The organism is Pseudoalteromonas sp. SR41-7 (assembly GCF_014163935.1).
Classification (GTDB): Bacteria; Pseudomonadota; Gammaproteobacteria; order Enterobacterales; family Alteromonadaceae; genus Pseudoalteromonas; species Pseudoalteromonas distincta.
In genome coordinates this window covers 25,215-50,652 of record NZ_JACJEF010000022.1, presented here as the reverse complement: position 1 = coordinate 50,652, position 25,438 = coordinate 25,215, and the positions used below count along the sequence as shown (strand labels likewise).

The following is a 25,438-nucleotide window of genomic DNA, read 5'->3' as shown; positions in this document are numbered from 1 at the left end:
TCAGCTATCAGCTATCAGCTATCAGCTATCAGCTATCAGCTATCAAACACATTCCTTGTACGAACCTGCTTATATTCCTTATTATCCGTATCAATACCTATATCAATCTGCCGATGCTCTGGTTAAGTGCTTGTGCATTGCGCTGTATCCCTTCTTTCGTAACTTTGAAACTTTTACCGTAGTTAACTTAACGCCAGGTTTAACCCCAATTCGCTTAATTAAGTAATCTATTTTGATGTAAGAAAAGCATGTCGATAATAAGGAATAATTCGTTATTCAGTTGTTTTCGGCAAATGATCCTGCATTGATCTATCTCCTGCATCTATGCAGTCGTATATCAGAGATTTTTAACACTGCTAGGGAGGCTCTAAGTATTATTGCTAATTGGTATAGTCATTAACTTTATAGTGTTGTACTTGTAGAGCTCTTGAGAGGGTTTAAGTTTTTACAGGAGTATAGAGGTGAATTAGGGGTATTTAATCAATACAGAGCTTTTAGGGTTGGTTAGATGTTAGAGCTGCCTGTTATACCAAGCTGTATAATTATTTAAACAATCTAACGAATTAAACTACTCCATCACGTTGTTAAAACTTTTTATTGTGCACAAAAAAGCCAGCACGTTATATGCTGGCTTTTGGTCTGTAAATGCTTAGCTTAGTTAAGCAGCATCAGCTTCTTTTTTAACGCTATTACGTGCGGCTTTTCCTGCAAGTAAGTCAGCAGGGTCGAAGTCATCAACGTTAATAACATCTAAACGAGATTGCTCAACAGCAGCTAGTTTATCAGCCTCTGCTTGGCTTAAAATGCCTGCTTCAAGCCCCATTTGCGCTACTTTATCAAGCTGAAAGAATGGCAGTTTAAGGCCTTTCTCTTTACATACTCTTTCAAATAATGGCTCAACGTCTAGGATGTCTTTAAGCGTTTGCTCTTGACGACCCACAAGGTTAAGCGGCTCATTTTTTAAGTATACGTAGCTTGCTAAACGGTTACGCGTTTCACTAGGTACTTGTAGTAGTTGCGCAAGTTTATGCTCAAGTTGGTCAGTTGGTTTACGAACCGGGCGACCAAACGGGAATAACAATACTTTTAACACGGCACGTAGTGGAGCCGAAGGCATGTTATTAATTAAATCAGCAAGTGCGCGTTGGCAATGATAAAGGTGATCTTGGCAACTCCATTTTACTAGAGCAAAATCTTCTTTTTTACGGCCTTCGTCGTTGTAACGCTTAAGCGTTGCAGACACTAAGTATAAGTAACTAAGTAAGTCACCTAAACGTGCTGAAATACGTTCTTTACGTTTTAGTGAGCCACCAAATACTGCCATGCTAATGTCTGACATAAGAGCAAGTGATGCACTAAAGCGTGACGCTATACGGTAAAATTCAGCAGTTTCGTCGTTGTACGGCACACTTGTAAAACGTGCGCCGGTAAGTGCAAGCCACTTAGTACGTACAAGGTTCGACATAGTAAAACCAATATGACCCATTAGCGCTTTATCAAATACGTTAAGCGCTTCTTCGCGGTCTTCAATTTCGCACGCACCTAGTTCGGTAAGTACAAATGGATGACAGCGAATTGCACCTTGACCATAAATAATCATATTACGGGTCAAGATGTTTGCACCTTCAACGGTAATGGCAATAGGTGCACCTTGGTAGCCACGACCTAAATAGTTATTTGGCCCAAGCATGATGCCCTTACCGCCAAGTACATCCATTGCATGAATAGTTGCATCACGCATTTGCTCTGTCAGGTGGTATTTAATAATGGCAGAAACTACCGATGGCTTTTCGCCTAAATCAACCGCACCCGTAGACATACTAACCGCAGCATCAGAGCTGTAAGCGTAACCAGCAAGTTTTGCTAGTGACTCTTCAACACCTTCCATTTTACCAATAGGTAAACGGAACTGACGACGAATGCGGCTATACGCACCCGTTGCAACGGCAATCATTTTAATGCCACCGGCAGAATTTGACGGCAATGTAATTGCACGACCAACCGATAAACACTCAACCAGCATGCGCCAGCCTTGACCAGCCATATCTGGACCACCAATAATATAATCAAGTGGTACGAAAATATCTTTACCGCGAGTAGGACCATTTTGAAATGGTACGTTAAGCGGGAAATGTCGACGACCAATTTCAACTCCAGGAGTGTCCGTTGGAATAAGTGCACAGGTAATGCCTGGCTCTTTATTGTCGCCAATTAGCCCATCTGGATCTTGTAACTTAAACGCAAGACCAAGTACGGTAGCCACTGGGGCAAGTGTAATGTAACGCTTATTCCACGTTAAACTAACACCCACAACTTCCTCACCATTCCATTGCCCTTTACATACCACACCGTAGTCTGGAATTGAGCTTGCATCAGAACCCGCTTCTGGCGAAGTTAATGCAAAACATGGAATTTCTTGACCGCTCGCTAGGCGCGGTAAGTAATGATCTTTTTGCTCTTTTGTACCATAGTGTTGTAATAATTCACCTGGGCCTAAAGAGTTTGGTACACCAACAATTGACGAAAGTAATGTTGATTTACTTGTTAGTTTTTGAAGTACACAAGACTGTGCAAATGCAGAAAACTCTAAACCGCCGTATTCTTTTTTGATGATCATGGCAAAGAATTTATTATCTTTTAGATATTGCCATACATCTTGAGGAAGGTCGGTTAGTTCGTGCGTTGCTTCCCAATCGTCCAACATGCTACATACTACTTCAACAGGGCCATCAACAAAGGCTTGCTCTTCAATAGTAAGTTTAGGAACTGGGTATTGGTGAAGTTTTTTCCAATCTGGGTTACCGCAAAATAAGTCAGCTTCCCACCACGTCGTACCGGCATCAATAGCTGATTTTTCAGTATCAGACATGCTTGGCGTTACTTTTTTAAACGTAGCAAAAATAGGCTTGATGATATATTGCTGACGAAGGCCAGTAACAGAAAGAGGAACCGCGATGATCAAAAAGATCAACCAGCTAATTAAACCAAAAGCACCCGCAAAGGTACCAATTAATAAAGTTATAGCCGAAACACCAAGTGCTGTGTTCCAACTTGCTCTGTGGTAAACCGCAGTGCAAAGCAACGCGATTAGAACCAGTGTAAATATGAGTGTCATTTTTATTCCTTAATAGAGGTCAGACCACCTCACTTAGAGTAGCGCTAGTAACAGTAATTTTCAAGTACATAACGATGTTAAATTGTAGTAGAAAGTAACTTAAATACGATATTTAATTACCCGACAGAGGAACGCACAATAACTATCGTATAGTCAAAGCATTAACCGTAAGTAGTGTTAACGTAAAAATAAATAAATCTAATAGCAAAATGACATTTTTTAAGTAAGTATAGCCGTTATAGCGGGCTGCAAATTAGTGTACGCTTAATACACAAATATAACGCTATTTATTTTAATGTATGGTTTTTAAGGGTTATTTTATTAATGTGTGAATTACTTGGCATGTCAGCCAATGTGCCTACCGATATTTGTTTTAGTTTTTCAGGCCTTTTAGAGCGTGGCGGAAACACGGGACCACATAAAGACGGGTGGGGCATTACGTTTTACGAAGGTAAAGGTTGTAGAACCTTTAAAGATCCTGAGCCGAGTTATCAATCTGAAATTGCAAAGCTCGTTAAAGCATACCCCATTAAAAGTGTCTCGGTTATTAGCCATATTCGCCAAGGTAATCGCGGGCGAGTATGCCTTGAAAATACTCATCCTTTTACGCGAGAGTTATGGGGGCGTGAAATTACTTACGCTCATAACGGGCAGCTATCTAATTATCATGATTTAAAACCGCAGTACTATCGCCCAGTGGGTAACACCGATAGCGAACTCGCTTTTTGTTGGTTGCTTGACAAAATTCGTGAAAAGTACCCGCAGCGACCAAGTAATATGGCGTCGGTTTTTAGATATGCGGCTAAGCTTTCGCATACGCTACGTGAAAAAGGCGTGTTTAATATGTTATTGACCGATGGGGTGTTTGTTTTAGCGTATTGCACTAATAACTTACACTACATAACGCGCCGTGCGCCATTTGGTAAAGCAACGTTGATTGATGCCGACATGGTGGTTGATTTTCAACAAGAGACCACACCAAACGATGTAGTAACAGTTATAGCTACAAGGCCTTTGACGAATGATGAGCGCTGGCAAAAAATGGAGCCTGGGGAATTTGCATTGTTTAAAATGGGTGAGCTAATTTAGCCCACCTATTTTAAATACTAACTTAACTTAACTTAACTTTGGTTTAATTAAATTTAGTTAGCTTCTTGAGGTTGTTGTGCTGTAGCAGGCGCAACAGCTGTAGGCGCAGTAACAGTAAATGAATTCATTTGAACTTCAAACTGCTCCATACCTTTTTCGCCTTTCCACATACGTACCAGCATGTAATCCATTTCTGGCGCGAACCATGCAATTGCTTGGCGTTTATCGTTATCGTATAAACGCTTCACTTTAATGGCTTCTACATTACCGATAGGTAAGGAGATCATCTCTTTTTCAACTACTTCAAAGTTGTAGTCGCGGCGGTTACCTTTTTTATCTATAAGGGGGAATGAAAAGCTTGTTTTGCCTTTTTTCAATCCTTCGCGCACTTGCACTTGGTACGAAATAGCATCCTGAAATTCATCAGTCCATTCGCATTTAAGTGGGTATTCACTAGCGCTGCTAGTCACTACTTTGTTTGTTGTATCAAAATCAATTTTGTAATCTTTATCTGGGCCTGTCCCTGTACGAATCATGTTGTAATGATGCGGGGTAACCTTGCCATCTTTGAAGGTAAACTTTGATGTTTCTTCACGAGAGTCAGAGAAAATCATCCACTCAATATTGCTGTGGTATGTAAGTTCATAAGTATCGTCGCCCGTTTTTTTGAGCTCACGAACAGCCTCACCATGATTTTTACCTTTGCGTAAAATATCGTAATTAGCTTGATACTGGGTCAATTCGCCTGCAATTAGGCTAGTTGGAAGTAAAGCGCCCGCACATAACAACAGGGCACTTATTTTTTTATTGTGGGTAGTGCGCGCCGTGTGCAGGAAGTTGTTTTTTGTCAAGAACTGCATAATCTGCTTCCATAGTAAGTCTGTGTTCACTGAACCACTTGACCACCAAAGGATAAATTATATGCTCTTGCTCATGCACGCGTTTTGCTAATGTTTCTGCTGTATCATCCTTGAGTACAGGTATTTGCGCCTGAAGAATAACGGGACCGCCGTCTAATTCTTCAGTAACAAAGTGAACACTTACGCCATGAACATCGTCTTTTGCATCAATTGCTCTTTGGTGGGTATTCAGCCCCTGATACTTAGGCAACAAAGATGGATGAATGTTCAACATTTTTCCAACATATTTTTGCACTAAGCCAGGAGTAAGAATACGCATAAACCCAGCTAATACAACTAGATTTGGCATAAAAGAGTCGATAACGTTCATTAATTGCGCATCGTACGCTTCGCGTGAGTCAAAATCTTTATGACTGAGCACTTTTGTAGCAATACCTGCTTGTTTTGCACGCTCTAGGCCATAAGCGTCTGCTTTATTACTAATAACAGCCGCTATATGCCCCTTTATCTCGCCACGTTCGCAGGCATCTATGATGGCTTGTAAATTAGAGCCACTACCTGAGATTAAAACTACCAGACGAGTCGGTGCCATTACTTAGCACCACCTACAATTTCAACTTGCTCTTCGCCAGCTGCTGCATCTTGAATTTCACCAAGGTGCCATGCATTTTCGCCCAAGTCTTTTAGCATTGTTAAGCTTTGCTCAAGTTTGTCAGCAGGGACTACTAAAACCATGCCTACACCACAGTTAAATGTACGGTACATTTCGTGTGTAGTAATGTTGCCGTTTTCTTGTAACCAATTAAAAATTGGTGGCCACTGCCAGCTATCACCTTTAACTACAGCTTTTGCTGAAGCGGGTAATACGCGTGGAATGTTTTCCCAAAAACCGCCGCCAGTAATATGCGAAAGCGCATGTACGTCAACGTTTTTGAATAACTCAAGTAAAGGTTTTACGTAAATACGCGTAGGCTCAAGTAGAGTTTCGCCTAATGTTTTACCTTCAAAGTCAGCGCTGGTATCAGCTTTTGACACTTCAAGTACTTTACGAATTAAAGAGAAGCCATTTGAATGAGGACCGCTTGAAGCAAGTGCAATAAGCTGATCGCCTGCTGCTACTTTTGTGCCATCAATAATTTTTGATTTTTCTACAACGCCTGTACAAAAGCCTGCCATGTCGTAGTCTTCACCATCATACATACCTGGCATTTCAGCTGTTTCGCCACCAATTAGGGCACAACCTGAAATTTCACAACCTTTGCCAATACCTGTCACTACGTCAGCTGCTGTGTCTACATCTAGTTTACCAGTTGCATAGTAATCTAGAAAAAACAGGGGTTCAGCACCTTGAACAATTAAGTCGTTTACACACATTGCAACTAAATCAATACCAACCGTATCGTGTTTTTTTAAGTCGATTGCTAAACGTAGTTTAGTACCAACACCATCTGTGCCTGCAACTAATACTGGTTGCTTGTAGCCTTCAGGAATTTCGCAAAGTGCGCCAAAACCACCAATTCCGCCCATTACTTCAGGACGACGAGTTTTTTTAACTACGCCTTTAATACGCTCAACAAGTGCATTACCAGCGTCGATATCTACGCCCGCGTCTTTATAGCTTAGAGACTGTTTTTGTTCGCTCACAGGTTTTCCTCAAAATAGTTGTTTTGGGTTGCTTAGAAACGCGCGTATTTTACAACAATTGCAAGGTCGCGGCTAGCGTAAATGTAATTTTGAAATAATTAACAAGGACACTTGTCCGCTGTTTGTTGTTTAAATAAACAAAAAAACGCCCGTAGGCGTTTTTTTAGTATTAAAGGCGTTAAATTAACAGCTATGCTTTTGCGGTTAATATGGCTCGAAGTGGAGCGGGGTAGCCTTCAATTGTTTTACTTGTATCGTTTGGATCTAAAAAATCGATTAACGATTCGTTTTCCATCCAGTCGGTTTTACGTTGCTCTTCAAGCGTGGTAATAGCGCAATCTTTTATTTGCACATCTTTAAAGCCAACGCGCTCCATCCACAGCTTTAATGCTGCAGTACTTGGAATAAACCAAACGTTGCGCATTTTAGCGTAGCGGTCGGTTGGGACTAATACCGTGTTTTCGTCGCCTTCAATTACTAGGGTTTCAAGTACGAGTTCGCCGCCTGGGCGAAGCTGCGCTTTTAACTGCGCTAAAAAGTCGATAGGTGAGCGACGATGATAAAGTACACCCATAGAAAAAACAGTATCAAACGCTTTAAGCTCGGGTAATGCTTCTACGCCTAGTGGCAGTAAATGTACGTTTTCATCTGGGTTGTAGTGTTTAATTGCCTGAAACTGACATAAAAATAAATCAGATGGATCAATACCCACGACAAACTCTGCGCCTTCACCGCGCATACGCCATAAATGATACCCTGAGCCACAACCAATATCTAAAACAGTGCGGCCTTTTAATGGCTCAATATGAGGAAGCAGGCGGTCCCACTTCCAATCACTGCGCCACTCTGTGTCTATTTCAATACCGTGCACACTAAATGGGCCTTTGCGCCATGGCATCATGCGTTTTAATAAATGCATGGCTTGCTTTTGCTCGCCATCACTCATCTCCCCTGGGGCGCCAATTTCTACCTTAGTAGAAATATCAACGTGTGTTGTAGCCACCTCAGGCAAGTTTTTAAGTACTTTTTGCCATTTAGGTAAATCGCCATGGCTTGCCTCTAACTGCCAATGTTTTAATTGTGCAGGAAGGGTTTCTAGCCAGTGACTAAGTGGGCTTTGTGCGATAGATGCGTAAAATTGGTTAAACCATTGAGACATGGATGACTCTCTTTATTTAATTGCTACCATTGAGCAAAAATTAAAACATTGATACCACACTTGAGTTTGGCTAAAACCAATATCTTTTAAGCGAGTAAAGTGAGCGCTTAGTGTATCTGGGCGCATAACGTTTTCGATGGCGGTACGCTTTTGGCTTATTTCAAGCTCAGAGTAACCATTGTGTCGTTTAAAGTCGTGGTGCAAATCAATCAATAAATTGTCGCATTGCTCGTTTTCAGCTTTAATTTTTTCGCTTAGCAGCAATACACCACCTGGTTTTAAATTAGCGTATATTTTTTCAAGCACGGCTTGGCGCTGAGCATGCGGAATAAACTGCAGCGTAAAGTTCATTGCTACTACTGAGGCGTTTTGAATCTCAAGCTCGTTAATATCGCCTAAAGTAACAGTAACAGGCACATCTGATTTAAAACCTTGTAAATGTACCTTACAACGCTCAACCATAGCTTGAGAGTTATCTACCGCTATTATATGGCAGTTATCGGTGCGAATATTTCGTCGCATGCTAAGTGTTACTGCGCCCAAAGAGCAGCCTAAATCATAAAGATTTGAGTTACTTTGCGCGTATTCACCCGCAAGTTTACCCATTGTACTTACAATAGTTGCGTAGCCAGGCACAGAGCGCTGGATCATATCTGGAAAAACTTCGACTACATTTTGGTCAAAGCTAAAATCTTTTACTTGTTGCTCAGAGGCATAAATACTGTCTTTTATGGTCACGAAGGCAGTCTCTTTGTAAATAATGGCGCTATTTTAACATTTTATACTGGATAGTCAGTGATAAATTCAGTAGCTTGACTAGAATTATGAATAATAAGTATAAAAGAGAAGATTAAATGAGCAAAAGTAAGGTCATCAGCACAGACGATATATTAGCAACCCTTTGTCATTCAGTGACAGGCGTACTCACATCAGCCAGCGGTAATGGTATTAGCTACTCAGCCATGGTGCAAAAAATAACGCGTACATGCATGCGACCAGATATTGGCTGCTTTGTTTTATTTGACGGCGGTTTTACAGGGCTCGTAATTACCAACTTTACGTCGCAAGCGGCGATGGAAATTTATGGCGATTACATGCGCAACATGGGAATGCCAGAAGATGAAATAGCGCATAGCCATTTATCAGACGACGTATCAAATGTACTAGGCGAGTTGATGAATCAAATTGTTGGCGACTTTACGTCTAAAGTACGCGAGCAATTACATACGTCTATTACACAAAACCAGCCAAAAATGATGGCAATAAATAAGCAAGTACAAATATCGGTAGATACCACAATGGATCGCCCGCAAGCCCGCCGCGTAACATTCACCACAAGTAAACAAAATATTTTTTACTTGGAATTAGCGATGGATAAAACAGAGTTCATTAAATTACACGACTTTGATATTGCAGAAGCACTAGACCCAGATGACATAATTGAAAACGAAGCACGTAAAAAAGCGGACAAAGAAAAATCATCTAAAGCAGTAGAGCAAGATGATGGCGATGATGATTTTATGGCAGGCCTAGGGCTTTAAGTTTATTTACGTAGGTTGGGTTGAGTGACAGGAAACCCAACCACTGCTCTATCAATTTTTAGTAGTCGGTAGTTAATAAGTTACTTAAATAGTAAACGCGATTCGATATCGCGTTTTTTGTTTATAATAAAGTAAAATTAAAACCTAAAGGAGGGGAGTATTACATGGCAGTTATCTATAAAGAAAATAGTAAAATTTTTAAGGGAGTATTAATTTTCTTAATTGGACTAGCAATAGCTTCAATGGTTGGCATATTTACACTTTGGTTCAAAGGTTTAGGTGTAGGGTACGGAGGGACATCAGAGACTTGGTCACACTTTGGTAGCTTTTTTGGTGGAGTGCTCGGTCCGATACTTTCTTTTTTATCTTTTACTGCGATTATATATACCGTTTATCTTCAATCGGATAGTAATAAAGTTCAAGCTCTAGCAAATAAACAGGCAGCAGAGGATAGGCTTGCTTCTGAAAAGTTAGCTATTAAGTCCCAAAAAGACCAACGTGATGCATTCCAAAAGCGCATAAAGCATGAAAAGCAGCAACAGCTACTATCTTTTTTCATTAATACTTTTGATGAACTTGAAAAACTAGGTTGTGAAGCTACACAGGATTTAACAGAAAAAAATGAGCTAGGGTTTGTTACCTTATCATATAGAACCAATGCTTACGCTTGGAAGGCACATTCAACGTCACTTGTTGTAAAAAGATGCATTGATAAATTTGATAGTGAGAGTGCTGAACTTATTCATATATACGCTACTAAATGCTCGGGACAGGTAAATAATTTTAAGAGGAATATAGCTATCTCTCAAAATGCCCTCATCAATAGTACTGAAGAAATAAATGAGCTCTTAGAACAGTGGAAAGCTACACACTGTAGATTTGAAAATGCCCTAAGAGTATTGAAGAATAAGTACTTTTCAACCTGGAAAGAGGAAAGTAACAATGGAAATTAATCTGAGATTACTAGCCATAAGGGTTCTCTCCCACCGCTACAATCACACAAAATATCCTTAAATTTAATTCCAATTGGTGATACTGCGATTCCTTATGGCAGCAACGTTTATAAAAGCCTTTGTTGTGGTCTTTTTCTTTAAAGTTAGCGAGCTCATGTACTACTAACGTTTTTAGTTATAGCTCAAGTGCGCGGAAGCAAATCATTGTTTATCGAAAAATTAATGCGTTGGGAATCATACTTTCCTCGTTTTTAATGCTGTTATTTTAAGCGGCTAAACCTACTCTTTAAACTTATAACCCACACTATAAACTGCCGCTATTGGGTTTAGTCCTGCTTGAACGTCGTTAATCTTTTTTCGTATATTTTTAATATGTGTATCAATGTTGCGATCGGATATGTCGGTTGTGTCGCTGTATACGTTATTAATAATATCTTCGCGGGTAAAAACACGACCTACGTGACTTATAAATAGTAAAAATATTTTAAACTCGACGGCAGTAAAGCCAATACTTTTGCCGTTTAGGCGCGCTTCGTAATCGTCTTTGTGTAATTGAAAATTATTATGATTGATGATGTTGGTTTTAGGCTGGCTGGTTCTTCTTAGTACGGCTTTTATGCGTGCTACAACTTCATTGGGGCTGAAAGGTTTGCATATGTAGTCATCGGCGCCGATCTCTAAACCCAGTAAGCGGTCTATTTCTTCACTTTTTGCGGTAAGCATAATAATAGGCACACTTGAAAAGGCTCTAATTTGCTTACATAGCTCTATGCCATCAACATCTGGCAACATTAAATCAAGAAGTATTAAATCTACTGCGTTTTGTTTTACAAAACTAACTACACCCTTGCCGCTATTAAAGTGCTCAGTTTCGTAATCTTGTTGCTTAGCGTAGGCAATAAGTACCTCTGCAATGTTTTCTTCGTCTTCAACGATAAGTATTTTTTGTGATGCCATTATTTTAACCTAAAAGTGCCAGCGTTATTTTTACCTCTAGCCCACCAAGTGGTGAGTTGTGCAACGATATTTGACCACCATGTGCTTCTACTATTTGTTTGCAAAGTGCAAGCCCTAAGCCGGAGCCGCCGTGCTCTCGGCTTCGAGATTTTTCAACGCGATAAAAACGCTCAAACAATTTTTGTAAGTCGTTTGGTAAAACACTTGGGGCTGAGTCTTGTAAAATAAGCTCAATGTTATTGGGTGTTTTGTTGGCAAGTATTATTACTTGCCCGCCTTTATGCGTGTATCTGCAGGTATTTTCTAACAGGTTTGAAAATAATTGTATAAGGCGTTCTTTATCACCATTTATTATACATTTGCCGGCTTTGGTTAAGCTTTTGCTATCTACATTTAATTCATGCTCTTTAAAGCGAGCGGTGTAGTTTTCAATTGATTGCTCAAAAATAGTGATTAAATCAATGCGTGCATTGTTATAGGTTAAATTAACGCTATCTGTTTGTGCTAGTTGGGCTAGGTCGTCAACAATGTGACTTAAGTTATCTACTTGGTTTATGAGTAAATTAATGCGCTTTGTGTCGGCTGTAAATACGCCATCTTGAACGGCTAGTAAATGCGAGCGTAGTACGGTAAGTGGGGTTCTTAATTCGTGGGATGTGTCTGACACCCATTGAAATCGCATTTGTTGGTTTTGCTCAAGCGTGTGGGCTAAGGCATTAAAGTTGTTGGATAGGGTACCTAGCTCATCTTTACTAGAGGGAATTATTCTGCTGGCAAAATTTCCTTTTGTTAACTCATCTGTGCCAGTCACTATTTGCTTTATTGGTTTTATTAAATGGCGAGATAACACAATAGCCATAATAAATGCGAGCGCAATAACGAGTAACGTGATCATAAAATAGTTATGAAATTGCGCTGCTAAAAACGCTTTAGCTGGGCTACTTTGTACAAGTTTTGAAGGGACTAAACCTATCCAGCCTATAACGTTATTGTTTAATAAAATAGGTTCTATATGTGGGTTGTCGTTTAAATTAGCTCTACCAACAACAACCTTTTTATTTTGATCATACAAACTTATACGTTGCCCTGTTTTAAGGGAACCTGCAGGTAAGTGTACCCACAATAAAGAGGGCGTTGCATTGCTGCTATTTGGTTTGGGTGGGGTGCTTGTGTGTTTATTCGTTTTAGGCTCGCCTGGCTTTTTTTGTGGCTCTACAATAGAGCGCCATAATTGCGTGTTTTGCGTAATGGGTTGCCAACTGCCTAATTCGCTATAAAGCTCAATAAGTTGATGCTTAACCATTGCGACATGCTTTGTTTCTTCTTGTTCAACAAAGTCGTTAAAACCTGACGAAAAGGTCATGTATATAAACACAAACATAAGTCCAACAAGGGCGATATTAGTGATAAAAAAAGCTAAAAAGAATTTATGTATTAATTTCACTGATTGGCAAATAGTAAAAATCATGACGTTAACGTACCAAGCAGTATTGCATATTGATTATGTGCCTACAATTAGCGTATTTAGGGAGTTGCTTACTAAAATCCTTTTTAAGTAAGCTTTTTAGGTATGTTGATATTTGGACTAGAACTTTATTTTTGCGGTATCGCCAGCACCCAGTAACTTATATTGTGGTTTTACAAAGCTTGCGTGAACTGCACCTAAACTTTTAGGGAACGATATGGCAAGCTCATCTACTGTTGTAAATGTGTGCTTCGCTTGAAAAACAATTTCTAGGTCGTGCGCTTCGTTGTTGTTGCTGGTGGTAAAAGTGACGCGTTCAAACACGATAACTTGTTGATTTACACGTAAGCTCGTTTTTTGTTTAAGTGCATTTTTTGCAAACTCTTCTTGTTGCTCTGCACTTAAGTTTGTAGGCATAAGCTTATCAATATCGCCCATAAGCCATGCTTGCTCGCTTTGCAGCGCTGAAATTAAGTGCTCAGCATTAGTTAATACTTTAACCTCAACTTGCCCGTCTCTTAAAATTACTTGGGCTGTTGTGTTTTTTAATACATGGGCGCTCACTTGAGCGCTCATACTTGTTAAAATACACGCGAGCATTAGCCATTTTAATTTTTTTAAAAAATACATAATTACTACCTTTTATTGAGGTTGCTCAATAATTGCTTTACAAATAAGGGTGTTGTCGGTTTCTAAGTCTTCGCCCCATATGAATTTTGCATTTTCATCCCAGTTAATATCGTCGTAACCGTCTTTTGGTCCTACATCGGCAAAGTTGTGCTCTACTGCATTAGCCCAATTCGTATCGTCAAAGTTACTTTGCAGCCAGTCAGTTGGTGCTTCTTTTGACATAAACGTACAAGCGCCTTCGCCCGCAACAGGGTTTGTTTCGCTTTCGCATAATTTGTTAAGCGGCGCTTTGTGAAGTATTTCGCATTTAAAGCTTTTATTGCTTACCGCAACCACTTTATTTGTATTGGTGTCGGTAAGTTGCATAATAAAACCGCCATCACCCATTTGCTGATTTTTAGCGCCGATGTATTCAAGCCCAGTGTCGTTTTGCTTAAAGTCTTTAATTATTAAATTAAGCTCAATAGGGTAGTTTGCAGAAAACGTAATGCTTTGTGCATTAAATGAACGCTCTGTGGTTATAGGCACAGAATCTTCAACAAGTAACTGCTCGCCTATGTAGGCTGTAAACCAGTTATCAGCCCATGCTTCTAGCTTTAAGTTATGCTTGCCTGTAATGGCAGGATTTGTATTTTGCTTAGTGATTGTTGGAGTCAGGTGATTTGGTTGCGGACCTCTACAAAATGTACCTGTTTGAACTTTGCCACCATTACTGATGGTTTTTTGTTTAAAGCTATAGCAGTCTTTTCCCTGTGATGCAGGGCTGTACGTAGTAAAGTAGTTTTCGCCTTTGTATGAATAGCTCATTGTACGGCTGCCGTTTTCAGAGATTGTGTGCGTTAAGTTTTCAACGCCCCCTTGTGGCGGGCGTAAGTCGGCTCTTATACCTTGAGTATCGCCACTCAGTGGTGACACTCTTGGTAATTTTGCGGTATCTACTTCACCTACTAAGCACTGAATGATATACGGCGGCGTAGCTGATGTTTGATAGCGGTAGCCAAATGTGTCGTCGGCTTGCCCATTACATACATCAAGGTCACCTTTGGCAATTGCACTGCCGTCTGGGTTTTTACTACCATAGAGCGGGTAACCATCGTAAGCCCAACCAATAATGGCATCGCTTGATTGGTTTTTCATTGTGTCAATCATACACGTTGGCGATACGTGGTAATGGTAGTCATCACCTCGTCCTGCGTGTCCGCCGCATATATCTAACTGTCCGAGTGCTAAAGTGTCGTGTTTCTCATCGTAGCTATTTACGTCTAGTTCGCCTTGCGAAGAATAGTCGTATATTGGTACGCCATTAACGGCAACACCTACGGCTGCATCAATTGTAGTAATTGCTTTTGCTTTTTTAGGATTTAGTTTTATAGGTGCGGCGTAGTCTTTAGCTGGAACGGGTATTTGCTCGTTAGTACCTGTAATACCAGTCATTACTTCATGATCAGGATAAGTAGATGAGGCAATATAAGCATAGTGTTCATCGCACGTAACAGATACGCTTTTATCAAACCCTGCATGACTTACTGATTGTGTAATAGCATCGCAACGAGGTGATTTTACTTTAGCGGTTAAATATGATTTATCAGGCTTTGGTTGCTCATTTGGTTTTGGTCTTGCATTAGGTTTGTGCTCGGCGCTATTGGCGCTTCGCGAGTATTTAACCGTCATACTTGCAGTATCGAGCGTAATATCTTTTACAGCAGCGAGTAATGCTGAGCGATCTACTTTTGTATCGCTATTAAAGGTAACCGGTGCAGATAACGCGTACACAGTATAAGTATAGCTTTTTTCACCCGGACCTTTAGAGCAAGGCGGTGCGTATTGGTTTAAATCGTTTACGCTATTAGAGCCTACTTCACCGAGAGTTTCGCCCGCTTTAATTTGTGTTTTATCGGCGGTAATATTATACATGGTCCAATACCAATGCATTCCCTCTGGCGCTTTATGATCCATAATTAATGCATAATATTTGGTTGTGTCAGGTGCACCGCTCCAGTTAAGTGGAGGGCTAATGCTTTGCCCATCGCACGTATAAGTAATAGGCAAATTACCGCCATCACTTACTTTTGAGCTGGTTAGAGTAAAATCATTGAGGTTTGATTGTTCAAGTGATTGGCTGTTTTGCTCGTTGCAGGCACTTAAGGTTAAGCAGCACAGTGCACTGAGTAAAATGGCATGGGTATTTTTCATCATTTAAAAACTCCAAAGATTAAATTAACTTTTAAGAGTGTAGTTCTCAAATGTAGGGCAATTATGTAGTTTTAAACTTTTTTTTATTAAGGGCTGGCGTTAAGTTGTGAGCTGCTTACGGAGATAAAAGACTGGGTATGGAAGAAAACATTAACTTAAGTATGGCGTTATTTATACTCATTTAAGTAACGCTAAAATCCTTATTTTAAATAAGGATTTTCTCCCATTGCGACTACCACACAAAAAATTCTTAAATCTAACTCTAGCTGGTGATAACTCGGCTCCATATGGCAGCAAAGTTGATAAAAACCTTTGTTGTGGTCTTTTTCTTTAAAGTGGGCGAGCTCATGTACCACTAACGCTTTTAATAACGGCTCGGGAGCGCGGAGCAAGTCGCTGTTTATCGCTAAATCGTGTTTACGGGTTTTACCTTGCATTCGATACGTATGTGTACCGAGTGCATTGGTCACCATGTCGCCTTGTTTTTTAAACGCCGCACGACCAAATGGTGGCGCATTTTTTAAATATTGTTTTTTAAGCTCGGTTGCATAGCTATAAAGTAGTTTATCGCTGGTAATAGTGTGTGCTTGCGGATACTTTTTAAGTAAGTAGTCACATACCTTGTTGTTATTTATAAGGCTTAATACTTGCTCAACAATGTTAGCTGGGTAGCCGGTAAAGTAATGTGCGTATTTACTCATTATTATTTCTCTGTCGTTTTACTTTTAAAAAAGTGCTGGCTGGTGGGCTTCTTTTTCGCCAGTAAATGGGTTTAATGCTTTGTGATCATAACCAAGGTCTTTGCAAAACTGCCTTGCTAATAATGGCGCTTCTCGGTTATCTGCCGTATGAAAAAACACATAGGGCGTTTTTCCTTCATCAAGCCATTGTTTTACTTTACTTAGCCACGGTTTATAAAAGGGTTTATAGTCATTTTGTAAATCGGCTATTACAAAGCGCGCCATAGGCTCTGAGCCAGTAGCTATTGCATGTACCTGTAAGTGGGGCTTTTTTTGTTGTGCATCTAGTAGCGCTTCGGTTGTTGGTTTTACCGCAAATAGGGCGCGAGTATCCATCGATATGCGATTTATGTTGTTTGCTATTAATAATTGGTTAAGCGCTATTTCGGCTTCACCCTTTTGAAAAAATGCAGTATGACGTACTTCTACACCGTAATTAACCTCTTTTGGTAATAGGCTAATAAATTGGGCGAGTTTGGGTAAGTCACCAGGACCAAATGCTTTAGGTAATTGCAGCATGATCTGCCCAGTTTTTTCTAAAATAGGGGAGAACAAGTTAAGCCAATCAGTAAGCTCGGTTTGAACATTAGTTAGGTGCAGCTCGTGGCTAAAGCGACGATTAAACTTAAAAGTAAATTTAAAATCGTCGGGAACGCTATTTGCCCAGCGCAACACGGTGCTTGGCGATGGATCGGCGTAAAAGCTGGTATTGCCTTCGACTGAATTAAAATGCTGAGCGTATTGGCTAAGCATATCGGCGTTTTTACATTGGCTTGAAAATAAATTGCCTTTCCATGCATTGCTCGACCACTGCGGGCATCCAATATATAACATACAAACTAGCGCCTTATTATAAAGTGGCGATAGTGTAGCAAATAACAAAACGAGCTGCTGTAAATTCAGGGGCAAAAGCGGCACACGCCCTAGCATCTTGATACTACTTGGGTATAATGCAGGGCTTAATTTGATTATTTTTAGATTGCTAGCGGCTTTATTTGTATTGTGGTGACCTGTTTTTTAAATCACACGCCTTAAAACAAATAACTTTAACCGTTTAAGCCTTTTATCTGACAGGAAAACTATGCGCTCTATATATTGCGGACAGCTAAATAAAACTCACGTAGATCAAGAAGTAGAACTATGTGGCTGGATCAACAAACGACGTGACCTTGGTGGACTTATCTTTGTCGATTTACGCGATAGAGAAGGTTTAGTACAAGTTGTATTCGACTCTGACATTGAAGAGTTAATGAGTTCGGCTAACACACTTCGCCAAGAATTTTGTGTTCAGTTAAAAGGTATTGTTCGTGCACGCCCAGACAGCCAAGTAAATAAAGATATGGCAACTGGCGAGATCGAAATTTTAGGTAAAGAGCTTAATATTATTAACCGCTCTGAGCCATTACCGCTTGATTTTAATCAAGTAAACTCAGAAGAGCGTCGTTTAAAATACCGTTACCTAGACCTACGTCGTCTAGAAATGAGTGACCGTATTAAATTACGTGCTAAAGCAAGCAGCTTTGTTCGTCGCTTTTTAGATGAAAACGGCTTTTTAGACATCGAAACACCTGTACTTACTAAAGCAACGCCAGAAGGCGCGCGCGATTACTTAGTACCGAGTCGTGTTCATAAAGGTAGTTTTTACGCTTTACCACAGTCACCACAGTTGTTTAAGCAATTGTTAATGATGTCGGGTTTTGACCGTTACTACCAAATTGTTAAATGTTTCCGTGATGAAGATTTACGCGCCGATCGCCAACCAGAATTTACCCAAATAGATATAGAAACCTCGTTCATGAGCTCTGATCAAGTACGTGGTATGACTGAAAAAATGATCCGCGAAATGTGGCAAACATTGCTAAACGTTGATTTAGGCGATTTTCCAATCATGCCTTACAGCGAGGCAATGAGCCTTTACGGTTCTGATAAGCCAGATTTACGTAACCCGATGAAATTAGTTGATGTTGCAGATTTAGTTAAAGACGTAGAGTTTAATGTTTTCTCAGGTCCGGCTAACGACGAAAAAGGTCGCGTTGCTGTGTTAACTGTACCGGGTGGCGCTAAGCTTTCTCGTAAACAACTTGACGATTACACTAAGTTTATTGGTATTTACGGCGCTAAAGGCATGGCGTGGATGAAAGTAAACGACCACACTGCAGGCGCTGAAGGTGTTCAATCGCCAGTGGCTAAGTTTTTAAGCGAAGACGTAATCACAAAATTACTTGAGCGTACTAATGCACAGTCTGGCGATATTATTTTATTCGGTGCCGATAAGCGCAACACAGTAAATGAAGCAATGGGCGCGCTACGCGTTAAGATTGGTGTTGATTTAGAAATCACTAACCTTAATAGCTGGGCACCACTTTGGGTTGTAGATTTCCCAATGTTTGAAGAAGATGACGAAGGCACATTACATGCTGTACATCATCCATTCACTGCACCAAAAGATATCACTGCAAGTGAGCTTGAAGCAAACCCAGCCTCTGCTATTTCAGACGCCTACGATATGGTATTAAACGGCTACGAAGTAGGTGGTGGTTCGGTACGTATTCATAATGCAGATATGCAAGAAACCGCATTTAGAATTTTAGGTATTAACGAGCAAGAGCAACAAGACAAGTTTGGTTTTTTACTTGATGCACTTAAATACGGCACACCACCACATGCTGGTTTAGCATTTGGCCTTGACCGTTTAGCAATGCTTTTATGTGGTACCGATAACATTCGTGACGTTATTGCTTTCCCTAAAACAACACAAGCGTCGTGTTTATTAACCAACGCGCCAAGTAAACCTAACCTTGATTCGTTAGCTGAGCTTGCAATTAGTGTTGTAGAAAAAGAAGTATCAAGCGAAGAGTAATTATTACTTAGCTTTTGAGCTGAATTTAAAAACCCTTAAGTTATATGCTTAAGGGTTTTTTTATGGTTAAATTTATAGCAGAGTGTGTTTTAAACGAATAGACGAAAAAGGAATTATTATGTCGATCAATGCAACCTTATTTGGTGAGTTTTTAGTTTTTATTATTGTGCTGTGTATTCCTATTTTTGCTGTAATTAGCTACAAAATAGGTAAGCGTAAAAGTACTATGCCGGGTGTTTTAGCTTTTGTGGGTGGCTGTTTAGCGCTATTTCCACTACTTGCTTTGATTTTTATCGCTGTGCTTGCGCTTAAAAAAGATTTACCTAAAAGTAATGGCTACACGGGTTAAATTTAATAGGTGAATTGTGTTGTTAAGTAATAATAACCAGTATTTTGATGAACAATTTAATGCTTTACAGTACGCAGAGCAATTAACTGAAAACTCTGAGTTTGAAGAGTGTATATTTATCGATTGCGACTTTTCAGACGGGCAGTTTAAAAATTGCCGATTTATAGAATGTAGTTTTAAAAACTGTAATTTATCGTCACTTAAATGGAACTACAGTTCGCTTGAAAATGTAAGTTTTAGCCACTGTAAATTAAATAGTTTGCAATGGGCTGATGTAGATTGGCCAGCGCTTAGTATTAACGCACCGGTGAGTTTTAATTATTGCGAGCTCAGTAATAGTTCTTTTTTTGAATTAACTCTCAAAGCCCTCAAACTAACACACTGCTTTGCCAAAAATGTTGATTTTAGACACGCTGATTTAAGCGGTAGTGAATTTAGAGGAACAGATTTTCGCGATAGTGAGTTTTTTCAAACTAACTTAACAAAATGTGATTTTGTAGGTGCGACAGCGTTTAATATAGATTTGAATAATAATATTTTAGCGAATGCTAAGTTTGATCGCTTCGAAGCACTTAATTTACTTACCAGCCTTAATATAGAGCTTTGTGATTAATTTAGTTTAATATGATTACATATCTAGAAGCGACAGCTTGGCTGGGCTTCTAGATACTGCGTGACTGCGTAATTAACGGCTTGGGCCATTTTTATTACGTGCACTGGCAAGCTGTCTTGCGATTTCTAATAACGCAGGTGAAATATCTTCAGCGCCATCTTTAATTAGTTTTGTAACATCACCTGACGAAAACAAACCGTCACGTGGTGATTTAATACCTAACTCACGAACAAAATCCTTCGTTTTACCTGTGCTGCCTGTTTCAATAAACTTAAAAATAATACGTTCATTGTTGTTTTTAGCAGGTGCTTTTAGTGTTTCTATTTCGTCATGTATTGCAGTTAGTTTGTCTTCTAAAATTTCTATACGTTCTTGAATGCTATTGTATGATTTCATTTATTGGATCTTTTACTAAATATATTTAAACAATGGGGGCTATTATCGCATAGTTTGACAATAGAGAATGCAAAGCTATAAAGTAAAAGTTATTTTTAATTAAAAACAATAATTTATATAAATTTAAATATGCAAAAAACACTTAAAAAGCTTTTTATATTAAGCGCACTAGCTCTAAGCACATTAGTTATGAGCACAACAAGCTATGCAAATGACAACGTTATAACCGATGAAAGCCGTAATCGCGATATTCCTATCAATATTACATTGCCAGCTAATAATGCTAAGTGTACAGCGCAAGCAAAATGCCCTGTGGCGTTTATTAATGCGGGCTACGGTATTAGCCATAATGAATATACGTTTGTTAGTAATGCGTTTAATCAGCGCGGATACTTAACAGTAGCCGTTGCACATGAATTGAAAAGTGACCCTTACCTTAATCGTGAGCAACCTTACTTAACCACTCGCATGGAAAACTGGCACCGTGGCGTAGTAACGCTTAAGTTTTTAATTAATGAGCTATCGAGTAAATACCCAGCGTACGACTTTACAAAGCTCGCCTTATTTGGGCACTCAAACGGCGGGGATATTTCGGCGTTATACGGCTCTATTTACCCTAATGAAGTAAGCCAAATTATTACTCTCGATCATCGCCGCATGTTGATCCCACGCAATAAAAACATTCGCGTACTAACGCTTCGTGGTAGTGATTATCCCGCTGATGCGAATGTGCTGTTAAACGATTCAGAGCTGGATAAGTTTCCTGTTACACAAACACTAATAGAAAAATCACGCCATAACGATATGTACGATGGCGGGCCAAAATGGCTGGTGGATAGAATGAGTAAAGAAGTAGAGGGATTTTTAGATAGTAAAAGTTAGGTATATAAAAGTTAAATCATAGCGCAGTGTTACCTGCGCTATATTAATTTCACGGCAGTTATTCTACCAGTTCACTAACAATAACCGGGTTATTATGTAGTGTTTTATGCACTGGGCATTTGTCGGCTATTTCGAGTAAACGCTGACGCTCTGGCTCAGTTAAGTCGCCACGTAAGGTGATTTTACGGGTAATGGCTTCAAGGTTACCTGTTTGCTCACAATCGTCGCAATCTTTGTTGTAATCGCGAGTGTGATCAAGTTCTACTTTAACATGCTCCAGTGGTAAGTTTTTACGTGTAGCGTACATACGTAGTGTCATGGCCGTACAGGCACCAAGCCCCGCTAATAAGTGATGATACGGATCGGGACCTAAGTTTTTACCGCCTACTTTTATTGGCTCATCTGCAAGCCAAGTATGATCTTTTGTACTTACGTGCTGAGTAAATACATGGTCTTTTTCTTCAACAAGTACATTACCACCCGTTAAACTTGCCGTGTATTTAGTTTTGTCGTACTTAACATAACGGTTTGCCCACGTTGCAATTATTTGTGCAGCGTAGTCGGCATCATTTTTATTTGTTAAAAGGTGATCGGCGTTATCTAGGCTAATAAAGCTTTTAGGATGCTTAGCTGATGCATAAATTTTTTCAGCTTCACTAATATTTACAGTCGCATCAATAGGGGAGTGCATTACTAATAATGCGCGCTTAAGTTTACTTATGTGGCTTTTATCGTACTTGGCTATATCGTCAATAAATTGCTTTTTAATGGTAAATTCACGACCAGCTAAGTTAACTTTAGCTTCACCTGCTGCGTTAATTTCATCAAGGTGTGCTTCAAAGTTATGCGCTACGTGCTGCGCATCTGACGGTGCGCCAATGGTTGTAATAGCCGATACTTCAGGAATATGCTCAGCAGCAGCAAGTACCGCAGCCCCGCCTAAACTGTGGCCAATGAGTAGTTGCGGCGGAGCAAAATGCTCACGTAAATGATTTGCCGCAGATACTAAATCTTGAATGTTTGATGAAAAGTTACTGTTAGCAAAGTCGCCATCACTATTACCTAAACCGGTAAAGTCGAAACGTAGTACGGCGATACCTTGTTGTGTGAGTGCACGGCTAATCCGTGTAGCTGCTGCAATGTCTTTACCGCATGTGAAGCAGTGTGCAAATAGCGCGTAAAACTTAACGTCACCAGAGGGAAGTTCAAGTTGGCCGGCAAGTTCTAAATCGCCGCTTTTAAAAGATACTTTTTGTCGCATGGGGAGCCTTATTTACACAAATAAAATATATTCTAATAATAAACCAGAGATAGTTACTAAACCTTGCAAATTCAACGTTTTTTTATTAGTTGATCTTGATCAAACAAAGTGACAGTGACTATGCCTTGCGGACATATGTCCTTATGTTTTTGAGGTCATTTGTCTATCCTCGCATAGCGCTATAATGAAGGCTTTGCTACTTTATATAAGTAATTTAGCACTATTAAAAGCAACTCACTTCACACAACCTATTCACTGGAACGTACAATGCAATTACCTACTGTTGATTATAAAGCTCCCGATGCGGCTGCACAATTTGTTGAATCGTTAAGAAATACTGGATTTGGCGTTTTAAAAAACCACCCAATCCCACAGTCTTTAGTTGAGTCTATTTACAAAAATTGGCAAGACTTTTTTAACTCAGAGCAAAAGCACGACTTTTTATTCTCTAAAGAAACTCAAGACGGTTACTTTCCGCCTTCAGTATCAGAAGTAGCGAAAGGCTTTACAATAAAAGACATTAAAGAGTACTTTCATGTGTACCCTAAAGGTCGCGTTCCTGCCCAGCTTGAAGCTGATGTACGTGAATACTACCGTTTAGCAAGTGAATTTGCTGGCACATTATTAAGCTGGGTTCAGGCTGAAGCACCAGCTGATGTGCGTGCTAAGTTTTCGATTGATTTAAAAGACATGATTGCCGATTCTGAGCAAACATTGTTACGTATCCTTCATTATCCGCCTATGACGGGTGATGAAGAGCCTGGTGCTATTCGCGCAGCAGCCCATGGCGATATTAATTTATTGACTGTATTACCAGCTTCTAATGAGCCTGGTTTACAAGTTCAAAAAACAGATGGCGGTTGGTTAGACGTGCCATGTGATTTTGGCAGCTTAATTATTAATATCGGCGACATGCTACAAGAAGCGTCGGGCGGGTATTTCCCATCGACAATTCACCGTGTAATTAACCCAACGGGTAAAGCATCTACTAAATCGCGTATTTCATTACCGTTATTTTTACACCCGCATCCAGATGTTGTGCTTTCAGAGCGCTACACGGCAGATAGCTACTTGCAAGAACGTTTGCGTGAGTTAGGTGTTAAGTAACTCTAATACTTAGAGTAATTAAGTATAAACAAAAAACGGCTTATGGCCGTTTTTTGCATTTTTGAGCAACTTAATCACAGGTTTAACTTTAATAAACTATGCTCAATTGCCTGCAACGTAAATAATGGCATGCATTCTTAGCTACTACAGGTATAATGCGCGCAACTGGCTAATGTAGCCTTATTTAAAAGAGAGTTTATATGAGTTTTGAAGGTTTAGGTTTATCACAGTCTTTGGTTAATGCGGTTTTAGAAAAGGGCTATGAAACGCCAACGCCGATTCAGGCTCAAGCAATTCCTGCAATTATTGAACGCCGTGACGTTATGGCAGCAGCGCAAACAGGTACAGGTAAAACAGCGGGTTTTACATTACCACTTATTGAGCGCTTGTCGTCGGGTCCTAAAGCTAAAAGCAATCACGTACGTGCGCTTATTTTAACGCCTACACGTGAACTTGCTTTGCAAGTAAGCGAAAACGTTGAAGAGTACGCTAAGCATTCTGATGTGAGTTCATTTGTAGTTTACGGTGGCGTTAAAATTAACCCACAAATGCAGCGTCTTCGTAAAGGTGTTGATATTTTAGTAGCAACGCCGGGTCGTTTAATCGACTTACATAATCAAAATGCAGTTAAATTTGATAGCGTTGAAGTGCTTGTACTCGATGAAGCTGACCGCATGTTAGACATGGGCTTTATTCACGACATTAAACGCTTAATTGCTAAAATGCCTGCTAAACGTCAAAACTTGATGTTTTCGGCTACATTTTCAGATGAAATTCGTGCATTAGCAAAAGGGTTAATTAATGACCCAGTTGAAATTTCAGTTGCAGCAAAAAATACCACTGCAAAAAGTGTTACTCAGTGCGTTTACGCGGTAGATAAAACACGTAAAACAGCATTGCTAAGCCACTTAATTCGGACTAACGATTGGCAACAAGTATTAGTGTTTAGCCGTACAAAGCACGGTGCTAACCGCTTAGTTAAACAACTTGAACGCGATGACATTGTAGGCGCGGCTATCCATGGTAATAAATCACAAGGCGCACGTGTTAAAGCACTTGATGGTTTTAAAAGTGGTGAAGTACGCGTATTAGTAGCAACAGACATTGTTGCACGTGGCTTAGACATTGTTGAATTACCGCATGTTGTTAACTACGACTTACCAAACGTATATGAAGATTATGTTCATCGTATTGGCCGTACAGGCCGTGCTGGTGCGTCGGGTCATGCGATTTCGTTTGTAACGGTTGATGATGCTGTTGATTTATACGGTATTGAACGCTTTATTGGTGAGCTTATTCCACGTGCTGAGGAAGACGGTTTTGAGCCTATTAACCCAGTAGCTGAACGCGCATTAGATGCTCGCCCACTGCCGGCTAAAAAGCCTAAGAAAAAGCAGCCTTTTAATAAGCCTAAATCTGATAGCAGCAAGCCTAACAGCAAAAAGCCGAACAATGGTGGTAATGGTACCGGCCCACGCCGTGGTGGTTCTAAAAAGCCAGCAGCTAAAACAGATGACAGCGCGCAAAACCCATGGGCAAAGCGTGAATCTGTTGGCGGTAATGGCCAACGCCGTCGTCGCACCAATAACGATTAATCATTATTAGTGATTGCACTAGCGTTTAA

Annotated in this window: 24 protein-coding genes and 1 pseudogene; 10 read left to right on the top strand and 15 right to left on the bottom strand. The window is 40.0% G+C overall.

What is annotated here, in order from left to right; genetic code table 11:
* Positions 1–226, top strand: a 226-nt coding sequence (locus tag H5092_RS20545; RefSeq protein ID WP_220492574.1) for a hypothetical protein, incomplete at its 5' end; no start/stop codon positions are given.
* A 432-nt stretch (positions 227–658) separates the two neighbouring features.
* On the opposite strand, the gene fadE is transcribed toward H5092_RS20545, so the two are convergent.
* Positions 659–3,115 (bottom strand): acyl-CoA dehydrogenase FadE, encoded by a 2,457-nt coding sequence (fadE, locus tag H5092_RS19750; RefSeq protein ID WP_002960075.1) that lies wholly within the window; start codon positions 3,113–3,115, stop codon positions 659–661.
* A 324-nt stretch (positions 3,116–3,439) separates the two neighbouring features.
* Between fadE and H5092_RS19745 the strand changes: the two genes are divergently transcribed.
* A complete protein-coding gene (locus tag H5092_RS19745; RefSeq protein WP_182734774.1) occupies positions 3,440–4,204 on the top strand; it encodes a class II glutamine amidotransferase in 765 nt (254 codons plus the stop codon).
* 53 nt (positions 4,205–4,257) lie between these two features.
* On the opposite strand, the gene H5092_RS19740 is transcribed toward H5092_RS19745, so the two are convergent.
* The 5 genes from H5092_RS19740 to cmoA all read right to left on the bottom strand — a co-directional run bounded on the left by H5092_RS19740 (position 4,258) and on the right by cmoA (position 8,605).
* Entirely contained in the window at positions 4,258–4,992 is a 735-nt protein-coding gene (locus H5092_RS19740; protein WP_165724206.1) for a DUF3108 domain-containing protein, read from the bottom strand.
* Between the two features lie 16 nt (positions 4,993–5,008).
* On the bottom strand, positions 5,009–5,656 hold the full coding sequence (purN, locus tag H5092_RS19735; protein ID WP_182734772.1) for a phosphoribosylglycinamide formyltransferase: 648 nt from the start codon (positions 5,654–5,656) through the stop codon (positions 5,009–5,011).
* Complete coding sequence (gene purM, locus H5092_RS19730) at positions 5,656–6,708, bottom strand: phosphoribosylformylglycinamidine cyclo-ligase (protein ID WP_002959993.1); 1,053 nt, start codon at positions 6,706–6,708, stop codon at positions 5,656–5,658. The genes purN and purM overlap by 1 nt, the downstream gene beginning before the upstream one ends.
* A gap of 190 nt (positions 6,709–6,898) precedes the next feature.
* Positions 6,899–7,867 carry a tRNA 5-methoxyuridine(34)/uridine 5-oxyacetic acid(34) synthase CmoB gene (gene cmoB / locus H5092_RS19725; protein WP_101217174.1) on the bottom strand — a complete coding sequence of 323 codons (969 nt, stop codon included), beginning with the start codon at positions 7,865–7,867 and terminating at the stop codon, positions 6,899–6,901.
* A 12-nt stretch (positions 7,868–7,879) separates the two neighbouring features.
* Positions 7,880–8,605 (bottom strand): carboxy-S-adenosyl-L-methionine synthase CmoA, encoded by a 726-nt coding sequence (gene cmoA / locus H5092_RS19720; protein ID WP_165735693.1) that lies wholly within the window; start codon positions 8,603–8,605, stop codon positions 7,880–7,882.
* A 116-nt stretch (positions 8,606–8,721) separates the two neighbouring features.
* Between cmoA and H5092_RS19715 the strand changes: the two genes are divergently transcribed.
* Together H5092_RS19715 and H5092_RS19710 are read left to right on the top strand one after the other, a co-directional pair.
* On the top strand, positions 8,722–9,408 hold the full coding sequence (locus H5092_RS19715; RefSeq protein ID WP_002959987.1) for a DUF3334 family protein: 687 nt from the start codon (positions 8,722–8,724) through the stop codon (positions 9,406–9,408).
* A gap of 164 nt (positions 9,409–9,572) precedes the next feature.
* Complete coding sequence (locus H5092_RS19710; RefSeq protein WP_182734770.1) at positions 9,573–10,361, top strand: hypothetical protein; 789 nt, start codon at positions 9,573–9,575, stop codon at positions 10,359–10,361.
* Positions 10,362–10,371: 10 nt separating this feature from the next.
* Here the strand turns inward: H5092_RS19710 and H5092_RS20760 are convergent.
* From H5092_RS20760 to H5092_RS19680, 7 genes and pseudogenes are all read right to left on the bottom strand, one after another.
* A pseudogene (locus H5092_RS20760) lies at positions 10,372–10,536 on the bottom strand (metal-dependent hydrolase); the annotation flags it as partial.
* 104 nt (positions 10,537–10,640) lie between these two features.
* Entirely contained in the window at positions 10,641–11,318 is a 678-nt protein-coding gene (locus H5092_RS19705; RefSeq protein ID WP_182734768.1) for a response regulator, read from the bottom strand.
* Positions 11,319–11,322: 4 nt separating this feature from the next.
* Positions 11,323–12,681 (bottom strand): ATP-binding protein, encoded by a 1,359-nt coding sequence (locus H5092_RS19700; protein ID WP_259398404.1) that lies wholly within the window; start codon positions 12,679–12,681, stop codon positions 11,323–11,325.
* A 222-nt stretch (positions 12,682–12,903) separates the two neighbouring features.
* A complete protein-coding gene (locus H5092_RS19695) occupies positions 12,904–13,413 on the bottom strand; it encodes a hypothetical protein (RefSeq protein ID WP_182692507.1) in 510 nt (169 codons plus the stop codon).
* 12 nt (positions 13,414–13,425) lie between these two features.
* Positions 13,426–15,609, bottom strand: a complete 2,184-nt coding sequence (locus H5092_RS19690; protein WP_182734764.1) for a YHYH protein — start codon at positions 15,607–15,609, stop codon at positions 13,426–13,428.
* A gap of 197 nt (positions 15,610–15,806) precedes the next feature.
* Positions 15,807–16,307 (bottom strand): M48 family metallopeptidase, encoded by a 501-nt coding sequence (locus H5092_RS19685; RefSeq protein WP_165724193.1) that lies wholly within the window; start codon positions 16,305–16,307, stop codon positions 15,807–15,809.
* A gap of 24 nt (positions 16,308–16,331) precedes the next feature.
* A complete protein-coding gene (locus H5092_RS19680) occupies positions 16,332–17,180 on the bottom strand; it encodes a DUF72 domain-containing protein (RefSeq protein ID WP_182734762.1) in 849 nt (282 codons plus the stop codon).
* 247 nt (positions 17,181–17,427) lie between these two features.
* On the opposite strand from H5092_RS19680, the gene aspS reads away from it, so the two are divergent.
* From aspS to H5092_RS19665, 3 genes are all read left to right on the top strand, one after another.
* Positions 17,428–19,206 carry an aspartate--tRNA ligase gene (aspS, locus tag H5092_RS19675; RefSeq protein ID WP_182734760.1) on the top strand — a complete coding sequence of 593 codons (1,779 nt, stop codon included), beginning with the start codon at positions 17,428–17,430 and terminating at the stop codon, positions 19,204–19,206.
* 118 nt (positions 19,207–19,324) lie between these two features.
* A complete protein-coding gene (locus H5092_RS19670; protein ID WP_076924392.1) occupies positions 19,325–19,555 on the top strand; it encodes a hypothetical protein in 231 nt (76 codons plus the stop codon).
* Between the two features lie 16 nt (positions 19,556–19,571).
* Positions 19,572–20,168, top strand: coding sequence for a pentapeptide repeat-containing protein (locus H5092_RS19665; RefSeq protein ID WP_182734758.1), 597 nt, complete (start codon positions 19,572–19,574; stop codon positions 20,166–20,168).
* Positions 20,169–20,240: 72 nt separating this feature from the next.
* On the opposite strand, the gene H5092_RS19660 is transcribed toward H5092_RS19665, so the two are convergent.
* Complete coding sequence (locus H5092_RS19660) at positions 20,241–20,564, bottom strand: hypothetical protein (protein ID WP_010555318.1); 324 nt, start codon at positions 20,562–20,564, stop codon at positions 20,241–20,243.
* A 129-nt stretch (positions 20,565–20,693) separates the two neighbouring features.
* Here H5092_RS19660 and H5092_RS19655 point away from each other — a divergent pair, with 129 nt between their 5' ends.
* Positions 20,694–21,446 (top strand): alpha/beta hydrolase, encoded by a 753-nt coding sequence (locus tag H5092_RS19655; RefSeq protein ID WP_182734756.1) that lies wholly within the window; start codon positions 20,694–20,696, stop codon positions 21,444–21,446.
* 58 nt (positions 21,447–21,504) lie between these two features.
* Here H5092_RS19655 and H5092_RS19650 read toward each other — a convergent pair whose 3' ends face one another.
* Positions 21,505–22,707: a bifunctional alpha/beta hydrolase/OsmC family protein gene (locus tag H5092_RS19650; RefSeq protein ID WP_033040721.1), complete on the bottom strand. Its 1,203-nt coding sequence runs from the start codon at positions 22,705–22,707 to the stop codon at positions 21,505–21,507.
* A 267-nt stretch (positions 22,708–22,974) separates the two neighbouring features.
* Between H5092_RS19650 and H5092_RS19645 the strand changes: the two genes are divergently transcribed.
* Both H5092_RS19645 and H5092_RS19640 read left to right on the top strand, forming a co-directional pair.
* Positions 22,975–23,814, top strand: a complete 840-nt coding sequence (locus H5092_RS19645) for an isopenicillin N synthase family oxygenase (RefSeq protein WP_008172584.1) — start codon at positions 22,975–22,977, stop codon at positions 23,812–23,814.
* A 200-nt stretch (positions 23,815–24,014) separates the two neighbouring features.
* Positions 24,015–25,409 carry a DEAD/DEAH box helicase gene (locus tag H5092_RS19640; RefSeq protein WP_024595752.1) on the top strand — a complete coding sequence of 465 codons (1,395 nt, stop codon included), beginning with the start codon at positions 24,015–24,017 and terminating at the stop codon, positions 25,407–25,409.
* The last annotated feature ends 29 nt before the right edge of the window (positions 25,410–25,438 follow it).